The sequence below is a fragment of the Methylobacterium sp. ARG-1 genome (genome assembly GCF_001262595.1).
GTDB lineage: Bacteria > Pseudomonadota > Alphaproteobacteria > Rhizobiales > Beijerinckiaceae > Methylobacterium > Methylobacterium brachiatum.
Window position 1 is genome coordinate 1 of record NZ_LHCD01000009.1, and the last position, 15,892, is coordinate 15,892.

A 15,892-nucleotide genomic window follows, 5' to 3' on the forward strand; every position below is an offset into this window, starting at 1 on the left:
GTGTCAACTTATGTTGACACTGGCGGTCAAACAGCCGGAACGGCAGGAGATGGATCGGCGGCCGCACGCGGTGGTCGTCGGCTCCGGCTTCGGCGGGCTCGCCGCCGCTGTGCGGCTCGGGGCCCGGGGCTACCGGGTCACCGTGCTGGAACGCCTCGAGCAGCCCGGCGGCCGGGCCCGGGTACACCGGCAGGACGGCTTCACCTTTGACGCCGGGCCGACCATCGTCACGGCGCCGCAGCTCTTCGAGGAGCTGTGGCAGCTCGCCAGCCGCCGTATGTCCGACGACGTCACGCTGGTGCCGATCGATCCATTCTACCGGATCCGCTTCGCCAACGGTGAGTCCTTCGAGTACAGCGGCGATCCCGAGCGGATGCGGGCCGAGGTGGCGCGCTTCGCCCCCGACGACGTCGCCGGCTACGACCGGTTTATGGCGCATAGCCGCGCGGTCTGCCGGATCGGCTTCGAGCAGCTCGGCCACGTCCCGTTCGGCAGCGTCGGCTCAATGCTGAGGATCGCCCCGGACCTGCTGCGCCTGTCAGGCCACCGCTCGGTCCATGCCGTGGTGGCGCGCTTCATCCGTGACGAGCGGCTGCGCACCGTGTTCAGCTTCCACCCGCTCTTAATCGGCGGCAACCCGTTCCGAGCGAGCGCGATCTACTGCCTGATCGCGGACCTCGAGCGGCGCTGGGGTGTCCATTTCGCCATGGGCGGGACCGGGAAACTGGTCGACGGGCTGGTCCGGCTGATCCGCAGCCAGAACGGGCGGGTCCGGCTCGGCGTCGACGTCGCCCGCATCCGGGTCGAGGACGGGACCGCGACCGGGGTCGAACTCGCGGGCGGCGAGACGATCGCGGCCGACCTCGTGGTCTCGAACGCCGATTCGGCGGTGACCCATGCGCGGCTGGTGCCGGAACCCCGGCGCTGGAGCCCCGGGCGACTGCGGCGGGCGCGGTCCTCGATGGGCCTGTTCGTCTGGTATTTCGGCACCAAGCGGCGCTACCCGGATGTCGCCCACCACATGATCCTGCTCGGGCCGCGCTATCGTGGGCTGCTCGCCGACATCTTCGACCGCAAGGTCCTGGCCGAGGATGCGAGCCTCTACCTGCACCGGCCGACCGCCACGGATCCGAGCTTGGCGCCGCCCGGCTGCGACGCCTTCTATGTGTTGGCACCGGTGCCGAACTTGGCCGGTGGCCAGGATTGGCGGACGCTCGCCGAGCCGTACCGGCGCCGGATCGCCGAGATGCTCGAATCGAGCGTCCTACCCGGTCTGTCGGACGCCATCGTCACCTCGAAGGTGACGACGCCCCAGGAATTCCAGGACGATTTTCAGAGCTATCGCGGGTCGGGCTTCGGCCTTGAACCGGTGCTGACCCAATCAGCGTGGTTCCGGCCGCACAACCGGTCGAGCGACGTGCGCAACCTGTACCTCGTCGGGGCCGGCACGCATCCCGGGGCCGGTCTGCCCGGCGTGCTCTCCTCCGCCCGAATCCTCGATCTGGTGGTTCCGGATGCCCGCGTTTCCGCCTGAATTCGCCAGAGCCGCAGATCGCACCGCCTGTCGGATTGCGATCCGCGCCGGCTCGAAGAGCTTCTTCGCCGCCGGGAGGCTGCTGCCCGGCGAGGTGCGCGAGGCGGCCTACGGGCTCTACGCCTTCTGCCGCCTCTCCGACGATCTCGTCGACGAGGCGCCCAACGCGTCCGACCGACGCGACGCGGTCGCGCGTCTCGGCCGCCGGGTCGCGCTGGCCTATGCGGGCGCACCCGCGGATACGCCGGCCGACCGGGCCTTCTCGGAGATCGTCGGTGAATACGCGATCCCCGAAGCGCTGCCCTACGCCCTGATCGAGGGGTTCGCGTGGGACGCGGAGGGACGGCGCTACCCGGACCTGGCCGCGCTGCACGGCTACGCCGCCCGGGTCGCGGGCTCGGTCGGAGCCATGATGGCGCTGATCATGGGCGCGCGCGCGCCGGATGCGCTCGCTCGTGCCTGCGATCTCGGCGCCGCCATGCAGCTCACCAACATCGCCCGCGATGTCGGCGAGGATGCAAGGATGGGCCGGCTCTACCTGCCCCTCGACTGGATGGTCGCGGCCGGGCTCGACCCCGACGCGTTCCTCGCCCATCCACGGCCGAGCCCGGCGCTGGCCGGCGTCATCGCCCGGCTGCTCGCCGAGGCGGATGAGCTCTACCGGCAAGCGGAAGCGGGCATCGCGGCGCTGCCGGCGCCCTGCCGTCCGGCGATCCGCGCGGCGGCGCTGATCTATGCCGAGATCGGCCGGCTCGTGGCCCGGCAGGACCACGATTCCGTCTCGACCCGCGCCCGGGTCCGGACCACCCGCAAGCTCGCCCTGATTGCTCGCGCTCTGCGCTCCGGTGCTGCGACGCCGGGCCTCGCGGCACCGCCCCTGCCGGAAGTCGCGTTCCTGATCGACGCGGTGATGGCGCATCCGCCGGTTCCTGATCGCAGGCGGGCGGCGCTCCGGCCCTGGTGGGACGTGGGCGGCCGGGTGGTGCACGTGCTCGACTTGATCGAGCGCATGCGCGAGCGCGAGGCCTACGGCCGCTCGGCGCCGTCGTGAGGTTGGTGCGTAAGCGACGGCCTGTTCGCCGCCTTCGATATCGGGCTGGTCTTCGCCCTGGCCTTCGGGATCGGCTTCTGGCAGCTCATCGCCGTCCGCTGCAGTACCCGCCGGGATCGCGCGCGGGGTGCCGATCGGGAGTGATCTTGCTTCTCGTCGCGATAACGGGACAGTCGCGATTGGCCCACGCATTCAGGCCTGGGCCTGGTGCACCTCAGCAAGCGCCACGTCGCCGGCGAGCAGGCACCCGATAGCGCGGCCGTCCGCGAAGCCCAGGCGTACCCGGATCTCGGACAGGCGGCCCATGGCCCGGCCCTGAAAGATCCGGATCGGCCGGTCGTCCGGTGCAATCAACCCATCCTGCAGTAGCCCGAAAGCCAGGGCGGCCGCCGCGATGCCGGTTGCGGCATCCTCGGGGTAGCCGGAGGAACGAGGGAATTGTCGCGCCTCGAACGTTCGGGCATCGCGGTCGAGCACTGCGTAGGGGTAGAGGCCGGTGGATCCGATCCGCGTGCACGCGGCCTCCACCGCGGCTTGGTCCGGTGCCAGGGCGTTCAGCGCGGTTTGATCGCGCATCGGCACCAGGGTCTTCACCCGGGATGTCACGGCGTTGTGGATCTGCCGGTCGGCGAGGGCGTTCCGGTTCAGGCCAAACGCCGCCAGCACCGCCGCTTCCGGCTCGGGCGCGAGCGGGGTCACCCGCCCCGCCGGCTGGGTAATCTCCACCGTCCATTGGCCGTCCGCGCGCGGCGCGACGAAGCCGGTAACCGAGCCGCTGCCGGTGGCGATCCGCACGGTCTCGCCCGATAACCGGCCCTCCCGGGCCAGTACCCAGAGCGCGCCGATCGTCGCGTGCGCACACATCTCCATTTCGTGGTTCGGTACGAAGAAGCGCAAGCGCAGATCGTGCGCGGCATCCTCCGCCGGGAGCGCGAAGCCGGATTCGTGGCCGTAGCGCCCGGCCATCGCCCGCATGGCGTCGGCATCGAGATCCCGCGCATCCGCGACCACCGGGCAGGGATTCCCGCCCCGTCCGTCATGCGTGAACACGTCGACCAGGGTCACCGCCGGCATCAGCCGCTCCTCACTGCAGATGACGCGTGTAGGTCTCTCCGGCCGCCTCCTTCAGCACGGCGCCGGCCTCGCGGCCGATGCGCTCGGCCTCCGCGGCCGGGCCCTGCCGGGAGACGGCCCAGTGCCGGCTGCCGTCGGGCAGGAACAGCAGCCCGTCGAGCTTGAGCTGGTCGCCGTCGATCTGCGCCAGGGCGGCAATCGGCGTCCGACAGGAGCCGTCGAGTTCGGCGAGCAGCGCGCGTTCCGCCGCGATCGCAAGGGTGGTGCGGGCGCAGGCGATCGGCGCCAGCAGGTCGCGGATCGCCCCGTCGTCGGCCCGGCACTCGATCCCGAGCGCGCCCTGCGCCACAGCGGGCAGCATCTCGTCAACCGACAGGATGCTGCGGGCCATGTCCTGCAGGCCGAGGCGCTGCAGCCCGGCGAGCGCCAGCAGGGTGGCGTCGCATTCGCCAGATTCGAGCTTGCGCATCCGCGTGTTGGCGTTGCCGCGCAGGGGCACGACCTTCAGGTCCGGCCGGTGCATCAGGACCTGCGCCCCGCGCCGGAGCGACGAAGTCCCGACCCTGGCGCCCTCCGGCAGGCCCGCGAGCCCGTCCGCGTGCGGCGACAGGAAGGCGTCGCGCGGGTCGTCGCGCTCCAGGATGCAGGCGATGGCCAAGCCCTCCGGCAGCCAGGTCTCCACATCCTTCATGGAATGGACCGCGACATCGACCTCGTCGGAAAACAGCGCCTGCTCGAGTTCCTTGGTGAACAGGCCCTTGCCGCCGATCTCCGAGAGCGGGCGGTCGAGGATCTTGTCGGCCACCGTGGTCACCACCACCAGCTCGGTCTCGAGCCCCGGATTGGCCGCCACGATTTTGTCGCGCACCATCCCTGTCTGTGCGAGCGCCATCGGGCTGCCGCGGGTGCCGATGCGCAGGGGGCGGTTCAACATGGGAGTCCGGACGTTTCTTGCGACGTTGTCCGCGCGTTATAGCCCGCCCGCGGCCGCAGGCCATCGCCGGGTGCGGGATTCAGACTCGCTGAAGCGTCCGCGTGTCAGGCTGGTGCCGCCCCGGTTTCGCCGGACTGCGCGCTTAGCGGCGTACAGGTCACTTCGAGAGCTTCTGGACGCCCCATGCTGATCGTGCCGAGCCGACGGCAGTTCCTCACCGGACTCGGGGCCGGCGCCGGCCTCGTGGCGGCGACGGGGGTCTATGCCGTCGATGTCGAGCCGCTGCACCGGCTGGTGGTCACGAATTACGCGCCGGCCCTGCCGCGCTGGGACCCGGCGCTCCGGCTGCGCGTGGCCGTGCTCGCCGATTTCCACATCTGCGAGCCGTACATGCCGTTCGACCGGGTGGCCGAGATCATCGATGCCACCAACGCCTTGAAGCCCGACCTCGTTCTGATGCTCGGCGATTACCCGGCCGGCAAGATCGCCTGGCGCAAGCTGCCCCTCGAGCAATTCGCCCGGATGGTCGAGGGGCTGAAGGCGCCGCTCGGCACCCACGCGATCCTGGGCAACCACGATTGGTGGGACGACCACGTCGTCCAGCGCTCCCGGCGCGGCTCGCCGGCGGTCAAGCACCTGCTTGAGGGCCGGGGCATCCCGGTGATGGAGAACGAGGCCGTGCGGCTCGTGAAGGACGGGCGCCCGTTCTGGCTCGCCGGCCTCGCCGACCAGCAGCCCTACTTCAACAGTTGGGATCAGGGGCTCGACGACCTGCCCGCGACCCTCGGCACCATCACCGACGAGGCGCCGGTGATCCTCATGGCCCACGAGCCCGACATCTTCGCCGACGTTCCCGACCGGGTCTCCCTGACGCTTGCCGGCCATACCCATGGCGGGCAGGTCCGGCTGTTCGGGCACTCGCCCGCGATCCGGCGGGTGCGTGGCCACGATTACGCCTACGGCCACGTCATCCAGGACGGGCGCCACCTGATCGTGTCCGGCGGCTTCGGCATGAGCCGGATCCCGGTTCGCTTCGGAGTGCCGCCGGAAATCGTTCTTCTGGAACTTGGCACTGCCTCCGAGCCGCCCCGCGCCTGATCGCCGCGCCGCTCGTTTTCGTGCCGCCCGGCGCTACCTCGCCGGGATGCGTGCACTCCTCCCCATCGTCACCCTGGCCGTCCTCAGCGCCGGATCACATTCCGCCTGGGCGCAATCCTGCGACACGTTGATCGACAAGGTCACCGCGGAGACGGCCGCCAAGGCGACCGAGCGGCGCAGCGATTACGCGAACTTCACCGCCGGTCCCGACATGACCCTGAGCCTGGCCTGCGGCGCGCCGGACCTGTCCTCGGTGGGGGCCCAGTATCGCGGCGTCAGCCCGCCGGACGTCTACTACGAGACCTTCGGCCGGGCCGGGCACGCCGTGACCGGCATCGATGCGGCGACCATTACGGAGGCGGCGCGCAAGGCCCAGGCCGCGGCAGTCCGGCTGCGGCACAGCAACGTCGATCTCGGCGGCGCCCGGATCACCTGCTCGGCGATGGTCTCGCCCGACAAGGGGCCGCTGACCCTCTGCGCCGTCATCGAGCGCAGCGACCGGAGCTGAGGGGCGCGACAGGTCGTCCACAAGGCTGGATCAGACGCGATGCGCGCCCTGTCCGGCACGGGAGGGGGCGCGCGCTTGGTCTGGAGATGCGCGGACCCGTTGAGGTCCGCCCGTATCTCCGCCTCAGAGCGGGATGTTGTCGTGCTTCTTCCAGGGCTGCTCCATCTCCTTGGTGCGGAGCATGCCGAGCGCTCGGGCGATCCGGCGGCGGGTCGAATGCGGCATGATCACCTCGTCGATGTAGCCACGCTCGGCCGCCACGAAGGGGGACAGGAACCGGTCCTCGTACTCGCCGGTCCGCGCCGCGATCTTCTCCGGGTCGCCGAGCTCGCTGCGGAAGATGATCTCCACCGCGCCCTTGGCGCCCATCACGGCGATTTGCGCGGTGGGCCAGGCGTAGTTGAGGTCGGCGCCGACATGCTTCGACGCCATCACGTCGTAGGCGCCGCCGAAGGCCTTGCGGGTGATGATCGTCACCAGCGGCACCGTCGCCTGCGAATAGGCGAAGAGCAGCTTCGCGCCGTGCTTGATGAGGCCGCCATACTCCTGTGCGGTGCCCGGCAGGAAGCCCGGCACGTCGACGAAGGTGACGATCGGGATCGCGAAGGCGTCGCAGAAGCGCACGAACCGGGCGGCCTTCCGGGAGGCGTCCGAATCAAGGACGCCGGCCAGCACCATCGGCTGGTTGGCGACGAACCCGACGGTGCGGCCCTCGATCCGGCCGAACCCGGTCATGATGTTGCGGGCATAGGCCGCCTGAATCTCGAAGAAATCGCCCTCGTCGACCACCCGGCGGATCAGCTCGCCCATGTCGTAGGGCTTGTTCGGATTGTCGGGAATCAGGGTGTCGAGCGACATGTCGAGCCGGTCGACATCGTCGAAGCTCTCGATCTCGGGCACGCCCTCGATGTTGTTGGCCGGCAGGAAGTCGAGCAGGCGACGGATCTGCAGGATCGCCTCGACGTCGTTCTCGAACGAGCCGTCGGCGATGGAGGACTTGGTGGTGTGGACCTTGGCGCCGCCGAGCTCCTCCGCGGTCACGACCTCGTTGGTCACGGTCTTCACTACGTCCGGCCCGGTCACGAACATGTAGCTCGTGTCGCGGACCATGAAGATGAAGTCGGTCATGGCCGGCGAGTAGACGTCGCCGCCCGCGCAGGGGCCCATGATCACCGAGATCTGCGGGATCACGCCCGAGGCCATCACGTTCCGGCGAAAGACCTCGCCGTAGCCGCCCAGCGCCGCGACGCCCTCCTGGATGCGCGCGCCGCCGGCATCGAAGATGCCGATGATCGGGGCGCGCATCTTCAGCGCCATGTCCTGGACCTTCACGATCTTCTGGGCGTGGGCCTCCGACAGGGAGCCGCCGAACACCGTGAAGTCCTTCGAGAACAGGAAGACCGTGCGGCCGTTGATCGTGCCCCAACCGGTGACCACCCCGTCGCCGGGGATCTTCTGCTTCTCCATGCCGAAATCGGTGGAGCGGTGCTGCACGAACATGTCGAATTCCTCGAACGACCCGTGGTCGAGGAGGAGTTCGATCCGCTCGCGCGCCGTGAGCTTGCCGCGCTTGTGCTGGGCCTCGACGCGCTTCTCGCCGCCGCCCAGGCGCGCCTGGGCCCGTCGCTCCGCGAGCTTGTCGAGGATGTCCTTCATGGCTGTTCCCACCCTTACCCTGCTCGTGCCGCCCTAGCCCGGTTGATGCCGGGTCGAAGCTTGTGCGTTCACCGATCACCCGGCCTTAGCACGGGCGTTTCAGGTGGCAAACCGACGCAAATGTCTCGCGCGTCGGACCTTCGGGGGGAGCGAGGAGAATGGTGGACGGTGCAGGGATCGAACCTGCGACCTTTCCCGTGTGAAGGGAACGCACTACCGCTGTGCTAACCGTCCGTGCCGCCAAGGGTCGAGACCCGGGGGCGGAACCAACGCGGTCGGCGACGCCTGGAGCAGGCGGCGACCGGATGCCGGGCCTTCTAGGGCGTGCCGACCCGAAACGTCAAGCACTGCTTGCGAGGTTGACAAGAACCGCGCCGCAATGCGCTGTGGCCTCATGCACGAGGAGCACGCGGCCGTGCGGCCCGACAGCGACGTGACGGGGGAGGGCGCGGCGCGCACGGCACGGCCGCGCGTTGCGATCACCTACTGCACCCAGTGCAACTGGCTGCTGCGCTCCGCCTGGATGGCGCAGGAGCTGCTCTCGACCTTCCGCGACGACCTCGGCGAAGTCGCTCTCGTGCCCGCCACCGGCGGCGCCTTCCGCATCGAGATCGCGGGCGTGCTGCTGTGGGAGCGGGTCCGCGACGGCGGGTTTCCGGATGTGAAGGCCCTCAAGCAGCGGGTGCGCGACCACCTCGACCCGGAGCGCGATCTCGGCCATATCGACCGGTTATGAAGCGAGGGAACGGCGAGGAGCCCGCGGGGCACCGCGTGCCGGGGACGGGCGCCGCTTGAGCCCGGAGCAGGAGGCCGAGGGTGTGAACGTCCCGGCGATCCAACCCGCGCGCCGATCATGGCTGGCACGCCGGCTCTACCGGTTCGGCCGCAACGGCTTCTCGACCCAGGTCTACCTGATCGCCCTGGTGATCGCCCTGATCGGGCCGGGCCTGCTGTTCACCGGCATCCTGCTGATGCGTTACGCCTCGGCCGAGCGCGCCCGCTTCGAGCAGGATGCCCGCGAGAATGTCCGTGGCATCGGCCTGTCGCTGGACCGCGATACTGCCGGCCTGGTCTCGGTGCTGCAGACGCTGGCAACCTCGCCGCGGATCCGCCAGGGCGATTTCGAGGCGTTCGACGCGCAGGCCCGCCTGGTGCGCGAGTCGATCGACCTCGACGTGCTGCTGCGGCGGCCGAACGGGCAGGAGGTGGTCAATACCGGCGTGCCCCGCGGCGCGCCGATGCCGATGATGCCGCTGCCGTTCGACACCGACCTGTCCAAGGGCGCCCAGCGCGCCATGGTCAGCGGCTACATCCCGGGCCCGACCCCGGCCGAGGCGACCTATGCGGTCGGCGTGCCCGTGATGGTCGAGGGCGAGGTCGCCTACATCCTGAGCTTCACCGTGCCGCTATCGCGGCTCCAGGGCATCCTGTCCCGGGAGGTGGTGCCCGGCTGGACCACCGGCATCTCGGACCGGACCGGGATCGTCCTCGCCCGCCTGCCGGACCCGGATTCCGTAGTCGGAAAACCCCGCCTCGCGAGCCTGCGCCAGGTCCAGACGGCGACGCCGGGGGTCTGGGAGGGGCAGGACCGCCAGCACAAGCCCGTCGTGGTGATCGAGGCGCGCTCGCGGCTGACCGGCTGGATGGTCGCCACCAGCATCCCGCAGGCTCTGGTGGATGCCCGGGTGCGCCGGTGGGTCTGGGCCTTCGCGGGTTTCGGCCTGCTGGTGCTCGCCACCTCGTCGGTGCTGGCAGTGAACCTCTGGTCCCGGGTTTCGCGCCCGCTGCGGCTGCTGGCGGCCTCCGGGCCGGCCCTCTCGCGGGGCGAGGCGATCCCCCGGGTGCCGTCGCCGGTCCACGAGATCCAGCGGCTCGGGGCGGTTCTGTCGGACGCGTCGCTGCGGCTGCGCACCCGCGAGGCGGAGCGCGACCGGGCACTCGCCGACACCCGCCGCGGCCTCACGGCGCTCAGCGAGAGCGAGGCCCGGTTCCGGCACATGGCCGATTCCGCGCCGGCACTGATCTGGATGACCGACGAGAGCGGCGGCGTCAGCTTCGCCAACCTCCATTTCGAGCACATGTTCGGGATCCCGGCGGCCGATCTCACCAACGAGGGCTGGGAGCGGATCGTCCATGCGGACGACCTCGAGAGCTTCCGCGCGGCCTTCGCCGAGGCGTTCGAGGCGCGGGCGCCGTTCCGCACCGAGGTTCGAGTGATCGACCGGGGCGGGGCCGTGCGCTGGCTCCGTTGCGAGGGCGTGCCGCGCCTCGACGACGACCAGAACTTCCTCGGCTATACCGGCTGCAATATCGACATCACCGACGCGAAGTTCGCCGAGGAGCACCTGCTGCTCCTGATCCACGAGCTGAACCACCGGGTGAAGAACACCCTCGCCACGGTCCAGTCGATCGCCGGCCAGTCCCTGCGCAACCTCGAAGGCCCGGAGGCCGACGCCGCCCGGGCGGCGTTCGAGGCGCGGCTCCTGGCGCTCGCCCGGGTCCACGACGTGCTCACCCGCGAGAGCTGGGAGGGTGCGGAGCTGTCGGCCGTGGTGGCGGACGCGATCCGGCCGCTCGAATCCGGCGACGGCCACGAGTCGCGCTTCTCGGTCGTCGGCCCGGCCTTGCGGCTGCCGCCGCGGCTCGCTTTGTCGATCGCCATGGCGCTGCACGAGCTCGGCACCAACGCGGTGAAGTACGGCGCCCTGTCGATCGAGGGCGGGACTGTGGAGATCTCCTGGACGGTGCGGCGCGAAGCCGAGATCCGCCTGTACCTGCGCTGGGCCGAGCGCGGCGGCCCGCCGGTCAAGAAGCCGACCCGCACCGGCTTCGGCTCACGCCTGATCGAGCGCAGCCTGGCCCGCGAGCTGGCCGGCGAGGTGACGCTGACCTACGAGGAGACCGGCGTGATCTGCACGATCGACGCGCCCGTCCCGCCGCCGGGCCTGCTGGAGCGCAAGAGCGCCGCGGCACCGGCCCGGATCGCGCCGCTGCCGCTGGCCGGGTAGGAGGCGCCTCGCTGCAGCCCGAGAGGCATTCAGGGATCGACGTGCCAGCGATCAGTGCCGATCAAATCGGCGGGCGCTCCGCGAGTCCCGCTGCTCGTTGACGTCGCGATTCACTTTTGCCGGGCTCGGTCGCTATTTACGGCTCGGCGAGCGACGTGGTGCGGGCGGGCCTTCACCTGCTGGAAGAGCGCGAAGCCAAGCTCGAAGCCCTGCGGTCTGCCCTGGCCGAACGCGAAGCCAACGGTGATTTGGAAGAGTTCGATAGGGATTCGTTCCTTGCCATAATGCGCCGGCCTACCGAGCCGTAGTGCCCATCCGCCCTTCAGCCGCCGCGCGTCGTGATCTCTCCAGCATCTGGGCCTATTCCGCCAAACGCTGGGACGAGGACCAAGCTGATCGATATGTGCGTTCGTTGGCCGAAAGCTTCGATAGTCTGGAGCGCGGTGCACTGAAGGGACGCAGCGTCGAACATGTTCAGCCGGGCTATTTCGCGCTCGCAGTCGGCTCCCATCGCGTCTTCTACCGGCACGGCAGGGCCGGTGTGATCGAGATCATGCGCATCCCGCATCAGCGTATGGATGTGGGCCCGCACCCATAGGCCGAGCCACATCCATACATTGCCGGGTTTCAAATCTGTTCGACCGGCTGTCCTGTTCTCGACCTCATCCTGACAGGCTGTCAGTCTATCGATCGACAGACGGGCTTGCGTGTCGGAACGAGGCACGGGTTCCGTCTCCCGCAGGGGAGGGAAGGCGGGTCGCGCTTCGTCCTCGACGAATGGGAAAACGCACAACCTTTAAGGTCTGGGTGAAGCGAGTCTCAGGTTGCGGGCAGGATCGGGGTGCCCTCCCCGAACCGACACACCCTCAGTTATACGGATCCGCCGCGTCCCGCAGGCCGTCGCCCATGAAGTTGAAGGCAAGCACCGTCACCAGGACCGGCAGGACCGGCACCAGCAGCCACGGGTAGAGCTGCACCGCCGCCAGGTTCTGCGCCTCGTTGAGCAGCACGCCCCAGCTCGTCACCGGCGGGCGTAGGCCCAGGCCCAGGAAGGAGAGGGCGGTCTCGCCCAGGATCATGGTCGGGATCGACAGCGTCGCCGAGGCGATCAGGTGGCTCATGAAGTTCGGGATCAGGTGGCGGCCGATCACCCGGGCCGGCGAGGCGCCCATCAGCTCGGCCGCCTGCACGAAATCCTCCTCCCGCAGCGCCAGCAGCTTGCCGCGCACCGCCCGGGCGAGGCCCGGCCAGTCGAGCAGGCCGAGAATCACGGTGATCCCCAGAAAGACCAGTAGCGGGCTCCAGTTCGGCGGCAGGGCCGCCGACAGTGCGAGCCAGAGCGGCAACTCCGGCAGGGAGCGCACCACCTCGATCAGGCGCTGGACGCCGGCATCGACGATCCCGCCGAAATAGCCGGCGATGCCGCCGAACAGCATGCCCAGCGCGAAGGAGATCGCCACGCCGACCAGGCCGATGGTGAGCGAGACCCGCGCCCCGTAGATCATCCGGGAGAACAGGTCGCGCCCGAGCCGGTCGGTGCCGAGCAGGAACAGCGTGCCGTCTTTCGGCGGGCAGACGAGGTGCAGATCGGTGTGGATCAGGCCGAGCCAGACATAGCCGTCGCCGCGGCAGAGGAAGCGCAGGGGCTGCGGCTTGCCTGCATCGACCACGTAATCGCGCCGGAACGTGTCGAGATCGAGCTGCGCCCGGTAGGGGTAGACGAACGGCCCGATGAAGCGCCCGTCGTGGAACAGGTGGACGCCCTGGGGCGGTGCGTGCAGGAAGTCGCCGTTGCGCCGCGCCTGCCCGTAGGGTGCAAGCATCTCGACGAATGGTACCGTGGCGTAGAGCGCGAGCAGGATCAGGGCCGAGGCTACGGCGATCCGGTGGCGCAGGAATTTCCGAACGATGAGCCGCCACGCCGAGGCGCTGCCAGCGGGGTTCTCGCCGAGCGCCTGCGGCTCGAACGGCGCCGGATCGACGAAGTGTCCGCGGGTCGTCTCTGGCATCGTCGGTCCCGTCACCGCGCACCCATGCGGATGCGCGGATCGAGCCAGACCAGGATCAGGTCGGAGATCAGCATGCCGACCAGCGTGAGGCCCGCGACGAACATCAGGATGAACCCGGCCATGAACTGATCCTGGCTGCGCAGGGCCTCGAGCAGCAGCGGGCCGACCGTCGGCAGGCTGAGCACGAGCGAGACCAGCACCGAACCCGAGACAAGGTGCGGCAGCAGGTTGCCGATATCGGCCACGAACGGGTTCAACGACATCCGGAACGGGTATTTCAGCAGTGCCCGCATCGGCGGCAGGCCCTTGGCCCGGGCGGTGACCGTGTAGGGCTTGGCGAGCTCGTCGAGGAGGTTGGCCCGCATCCGCCGGATCATCGCGGCGGTGCCGCCGAGCCCGATCACCAGGGTCGGCACCACGAGATGCGCCAGCAGCGAGCGGATCTTGGTCCAGTCCCAGGGCTGGTTGGTCAGCGCCGAATCGTAGAGGCCCCCGATCGACAGGCCGAACCAGCGATTGGCGTAGAACAGCAGGATCAGCGCCAGCAGAAAGCCGGGCACGGCAAGGCCGACATAGCCCAGCAGGGTCACCACCGCGTCCCCGAACGTGTGCCGGTGGGTCGCCGAGTAGATCGCCGCCGGGATCGCCACCACATGGACGAAGACGACGGCCGTGAGGTTGATCAGGAGGGTCAGCCACAGGGCGTCGCCGACCACGTCGGCCACCGGCTTGTCGTACTCGAAGGACCAGCCCCAATCGCCCTGAAGCAGCCCCGAGAACCCGACCGGGCCGGGCATCAGGCCGATCCACATCAGGTATTGCTGCCAGATCGGCCGGTCGAGGCCGTATTGGCGGATGAGCAGCTCGGCTTTCGCCACCGAGCCCGCCTCGCCGGTGGCGCGCAGCTCCATGATCCGGTTGGTCAGGTAGTCGCCCGGCGGCAGCTTGATGATGAAGAACACCAAGGCTGAGATGACGAGCAGCGTCAGCGCCATGGTGACGACGCGCCGGAGGATCTGGACGATCACCGGACCTCCGCGCGCGTGTCGGCGGCCTTGTCCCAGAACACCTCATCGAGGCGCTGCACGCCGATCAACGCCGTGGGATCCCAGGAATACAGGGCGCGCTTGGGCAGGTTGACGAGGCGATCGGCTCCGACCACCGGCTGGAGCGCGCCCGCCACCGTGCCGATCACCCAGGTGTTCTGCGCATGGTTCATCAGCATCTCGCGCCAGATCGCAGCCTGTTTCCCCGCATCGTCGGTGTCGCGCCATTGACGGTCGAGGTCGAGCAGGCGCTGGACCTCCGGGATGTCGCAGGCCTCGCCCGACTTGCCCCGGCTCTCGATGTTCGCGCTCCAGAGCGGCCAGGCGTAGTGCTCGGGCTGAGCCGGGCTCAGCTCGGTCGGCGGCATGATCGCGGTCGGCACCGCGAGGTCGAGGCCTTGCGCGGCCACCATCACGGTCATGCCACCCACCGAGCGGCGGTGCAGGTTGGTCCGCTCCTGCGGCTTGGTCACGAGGCGAATGCCGATCTCGCGCCAGAACTCGGTGATGAGGAGCAGGGCGTCGAGCACCATCTCGGCCTCGCCGTCGCTGTCGACCACCAGTTCCATCGCGCGACCGTCCCGCATCAGGCGGATGCCGGAGCCGTCGCGGCCGGTCAGGCCGATCTCGTCCAGCAGATGCGAGGCCTTGGCGGGATCGTAGCCGGCATTGAGCGTGCGCAGCTCCGGCGCGTAGAGCGGGCTGTCGGACACGATCGTGTCGTTGCCCTCGGTGCCCAGGCCGAAGAGCAGCGTGTTGTTGAGCGTGCGCCGGTCGATGGCGAGCGACAGGGCGTGGCGGTAGCGCACGTCACGGTTCAGCGCCCGCCAGCCGGAATCCTGCGTGGTCAGGTTCGGGTAGAGCGCGATCTCGGAGCCCCTGGCCACGGGCCACAGGTTGGTGCGGTAAGGGTGGGCCTTCTCGCCCTCCTTGAGGCTCGGGATGTCGGGCATCGACAGGCCGCGGAACATCAGGTCGGCCTCGCCGGCATTGGTCTTGGCGACCAGCAGGCCCTGCGAGGCGACATCCATCACGATCGTGTCGACATAGGGCAGCTGCGTGCCGGCGGTGTCGACCCGGTGGTAGCTGCGGTTGCGCTCGAACCGGAACCGCGTCGCCGGCGAGCGGGTGCGCGGCACCCAGCCCTGGAGGGTCGGGCAATCCGGGTTGTTCAACTCGTAATTGTCGTCGAGCCGGTTGTGCAGGGCCGCCCAGCCGCGCAGCTTCAGCGCCTTGGCCTTGGCGTCCGCCGCCTCCTTGCCGAGATAGCGCGCGTGGACGGTCTTCAGGTAATGCGCCGGCCGGTAGATCAGCGGATCGCGCGGCGCGGCCAGCGCCGGCAGGAACATCGGGTTCGGCCGGTCCCAGCTGTAGCGGATCGTCACCGGGTCGAGGAACTCGACCTGGGGGGGCTTGCCGTCCACCAGGAAGAAGGCCGGCGGCCCCTCGGGGCTCAGCGCCTTCTCGTTGGCGACGTCCTCCCAGTAGTAGCGGAAATCCTCGCTCGTGAACGGGTGCCCGTCCGACCAGCGGTGGCCCTGGCGCAGCGTGAAGGTGAAGCGCCCGCCCTCGACATCGACCCGCTCGAGCAGGTCGGGCCGCAGCTGCAGATCGGCATCGTAGCCGACCAGCCGCGTATAGCCGTAGACCGAGAGGTAGCGGACATCCCGGGCCTTCGCGATCAGCGTGCGGATCGTCCCGCCGGCGGTGCCGGTCCGGCGGCCCCGGGCGGCGAGGTCGATCACGAACGGTTTTTCGGGCGGGGCGGGGGCGTCCGCGGGCTGCGTGTCGGCGAGGGCATGGCGCGGGCGGGAGAGCAGCGCGGCAGCGCCGAGGCCGGCGATCAGGGCGCGGCGGGAGATGCCGCTTTGGCCTTCTTCCTCACCATGGGCGAACCTCGTTTCGTGCCGGTCGCCACGTACCCCCTCTTCCGTGCGGGAGAGGGTTGGGGTGAGGGACCAAGACTTTCCAGAA

General features: G+C 69.7%; 13 protein-coding genes, 1 tRNA gene and 1 pseudogene. 8 read left to right on the top strand and 7 right to left on the bottom strand.

The features are described from left to right. Window positions 1-10 precede the first annotated feature (10 nt). Window positions 11-1,534 carry a phytoene desaturase gene (locus AKJ13_RS10960; protein WP_050733380.1) on the top strand — a complete coding sequence of 508 codons (1,524 nt, stop codon included), beginning with the start codon at window positions 11-13 and terminating at the stop codon, window positions 1,532-1,534. Next, window positions 1,515-2,585: a phytoene/squalene synthase family protein gene (locus AKJ13_RS10965; protein ID WP_050733381.1), complete on the top strand. Its 1,071-nt coding sequence runs from the start codon at window positions 1,515-1,517 to the stop codon at window positions 2,583-2,585. Before AKJ13_RS10960 ends, AKJ13_RS10965 begins: the two co-directional genes overlap by 20 nt. Window positions 2,586-2,777: 192 nt before the next feature. On the opposite strand, the gene AKJ13_RS10970 is transcribed toward AKJ13_RS10965, so the two are convergent. Further along, a complete protein-coding gene (locus tag AKJ13_RS10970; protein WP_050733382.1) occupies window positions 2,778-3,659 on the bottom strand; it encodes a PhzF family phenazine biosynthesis isomerase in 882 nt (293 codons plus the stop codon). 10 nt (window positions 3,660-3,669) lie between these two features. Beyond that, window positions 3,670-4,593: a hydroxymethylbilane synthase gene (gene hemC, locus AKJ13_RS10975; protein WP_050733383.1), complete on the bottom strand. Its 924-nt coding sequence runs from the start codon at window positions 4,591-4,593 to the stop codon at window positions 3,670-3,672. A gap of 183 nt (window positions 4,594-4,776) precedes the next feature. Here hemC and AKJ13_RS10980 point away from each other — a divergent pair, with 183 nt between their 5' ends. Both AKJ13_RS10980 and AKJ13_RS10985 read left to right on the top strand, forming a co-directional pair. Next, a complete protein-coding gene (locus AKJ13_RS10980; protein ID WP_050733384.1) occupies window positions 4,777-5,691 on the top strand; it encodes a metallophosphoesterase in 915 nt (304 codons plus the stop codon). A 46-nt stretch (window positions 5,692-5,737) separates the two neighbouring features. Further along, entirely contained in the window at window positions 5,738-6,199 is a 462-nt protein-coding gene (locus tag AKJ13_RS10985; RefSeq protein WP_050733505.1) for a hypothetical protein, read from the top strand. 123 nt (window positions 6,200-6,322) lie between these two features. Here the strand turns inward: AKJ13_RS10985 and AKJ13_RS10990 are convergent, their stop codons facing one another. Together AKJ13_RS10990 and AKJ13_RS10995 are read right to left on the bottom strand one after the other, a co-directional pair. Beyond that, window positions 6,323-7,855, bottom strand: coding sequence for an acyl-CoA carboxylase subunit beta (locus tag AKJ13_RS10990; RefSeq protein WP_007563612.1), 1,533 nt, complete (start codon window positions 7,853-7,855; stop codon window positions 6,323-6,325). A 159-nt stretch (window positions 7,856-8,014) separates the two neighbouring features. Next, window positions 8,015-8,089 (bottom strand) — tRNA-Val (locus AKJ13_RS10995). A gap of 160 nt (window positions 8,090-8,249) precedes the next feature. Here AKJ13_RS10995 and AKJ13_RS11000 point away from each other — a divergent pair. The 4 genes and pseudogenes from AKJ13_RS11000 (at window position 8,250) to AKJ13_RS30350 (ending at window position 11,461) form a co-directional block, all read left to right on the top strand. After that, entirely contained in the window at window positions 8,250-8,591 is a 342-nt protein-coding gene (locus AKJ13_RS11000; protein WP_064774615.1) for a SelT/SelW/SelH family protein, read from the top strand. A gap of 55 nt (window positions 8,592-8,646) precedes the next feature. Further along, window positions 8,647-10,863, top strand: coding sequence for an HWE histidine kinase domain-containing protein (locus tag AKJ13_RS11005; protein ID WP_082316919.1), 2,217 nt, complete (start codon window positions 8,647-8,649; stop codon window positions 10,861-10,863). A 137-nt stretch (window positions 10,864-11,000) separates the two neighbouring features. Beyond that, window positions 11,001-11,171, top strand: a pseudogene (locus AKJ13_RS11010) (type II toxin-antitoxin system ParD family antitoxin); the annotation flags it as partial. Then, complete coding sequence (locus AKJ13_RS30350) at window positions 11,171-11,461, top strand: type II toxin-antitoxin system RelE/ParE family toxin (protein ID WP_082316920.1); 291 nt, start codon at window positions 11,171-11,173, stop codon at window positions 11,459-11,461. The pseudogene AKJ13_RS11010 and the gene AKJ13_RS30350, both read left to right, overlap by 1 nt. A 268-nt stretch (window positions 11,462-11,729) precedes the next feature. On the opposite strand, the gene AKJ13_RS11020 is transcribed toward AKJ13_RS30350, so the two are convergent. The 3 genes from AKJ13_RS11020 to AKJ13_RS11030 are packed head-to-tail and all read right to left on the bottom strand — an operon-like array spanning window position 11,730 to window position 15,780. Next, window positions 11,730-12,872: an ABC transporter permease gene (locus AKJ13_RS11020; protein ID WP_050733508.1), complete on the bottom strand. Its 1,143-nt coding sequence runs from the start codon at window positions 12,870-12,872 to the stop codon at window positions 11,730-11,732. An 11-nt stretch (window positions 12,873-12,883) separates the two neighbouring features. Next, the gene (locus AKJ13_RS11025; RefSeq protein ID WP_050733387.1) at window positions 12,884-13,900 is read right to left on the bottom strand and encodes an ABC transporter permease; all 1,017 of its coding nucleotides are present in this window, start codon (window positions 13,898-13,900) and stop codon (window positions 12,884-12,886) included. Further along, window positions 13,897-15,780 carry an ABC transporter substrate-binding protein gene (locus AKJ13_RS11030; protein ID WP_050733509.1) on the bottom strand — a complete coding sequence of 628 codons (1,884 nt, stop codon included), beginning with the start codon at window positions 15,778-15,780 and terminating at the stop codon, window positions 13,897-13,899. The genes AKJ13_RS11025 and AKJ13_RS11030 overlap by 4 nt, the downstream gene beginning before the upstream one ends. Between the last annotated feature and the right edge of the window lie 112 nt (window positions 15,781-15,892).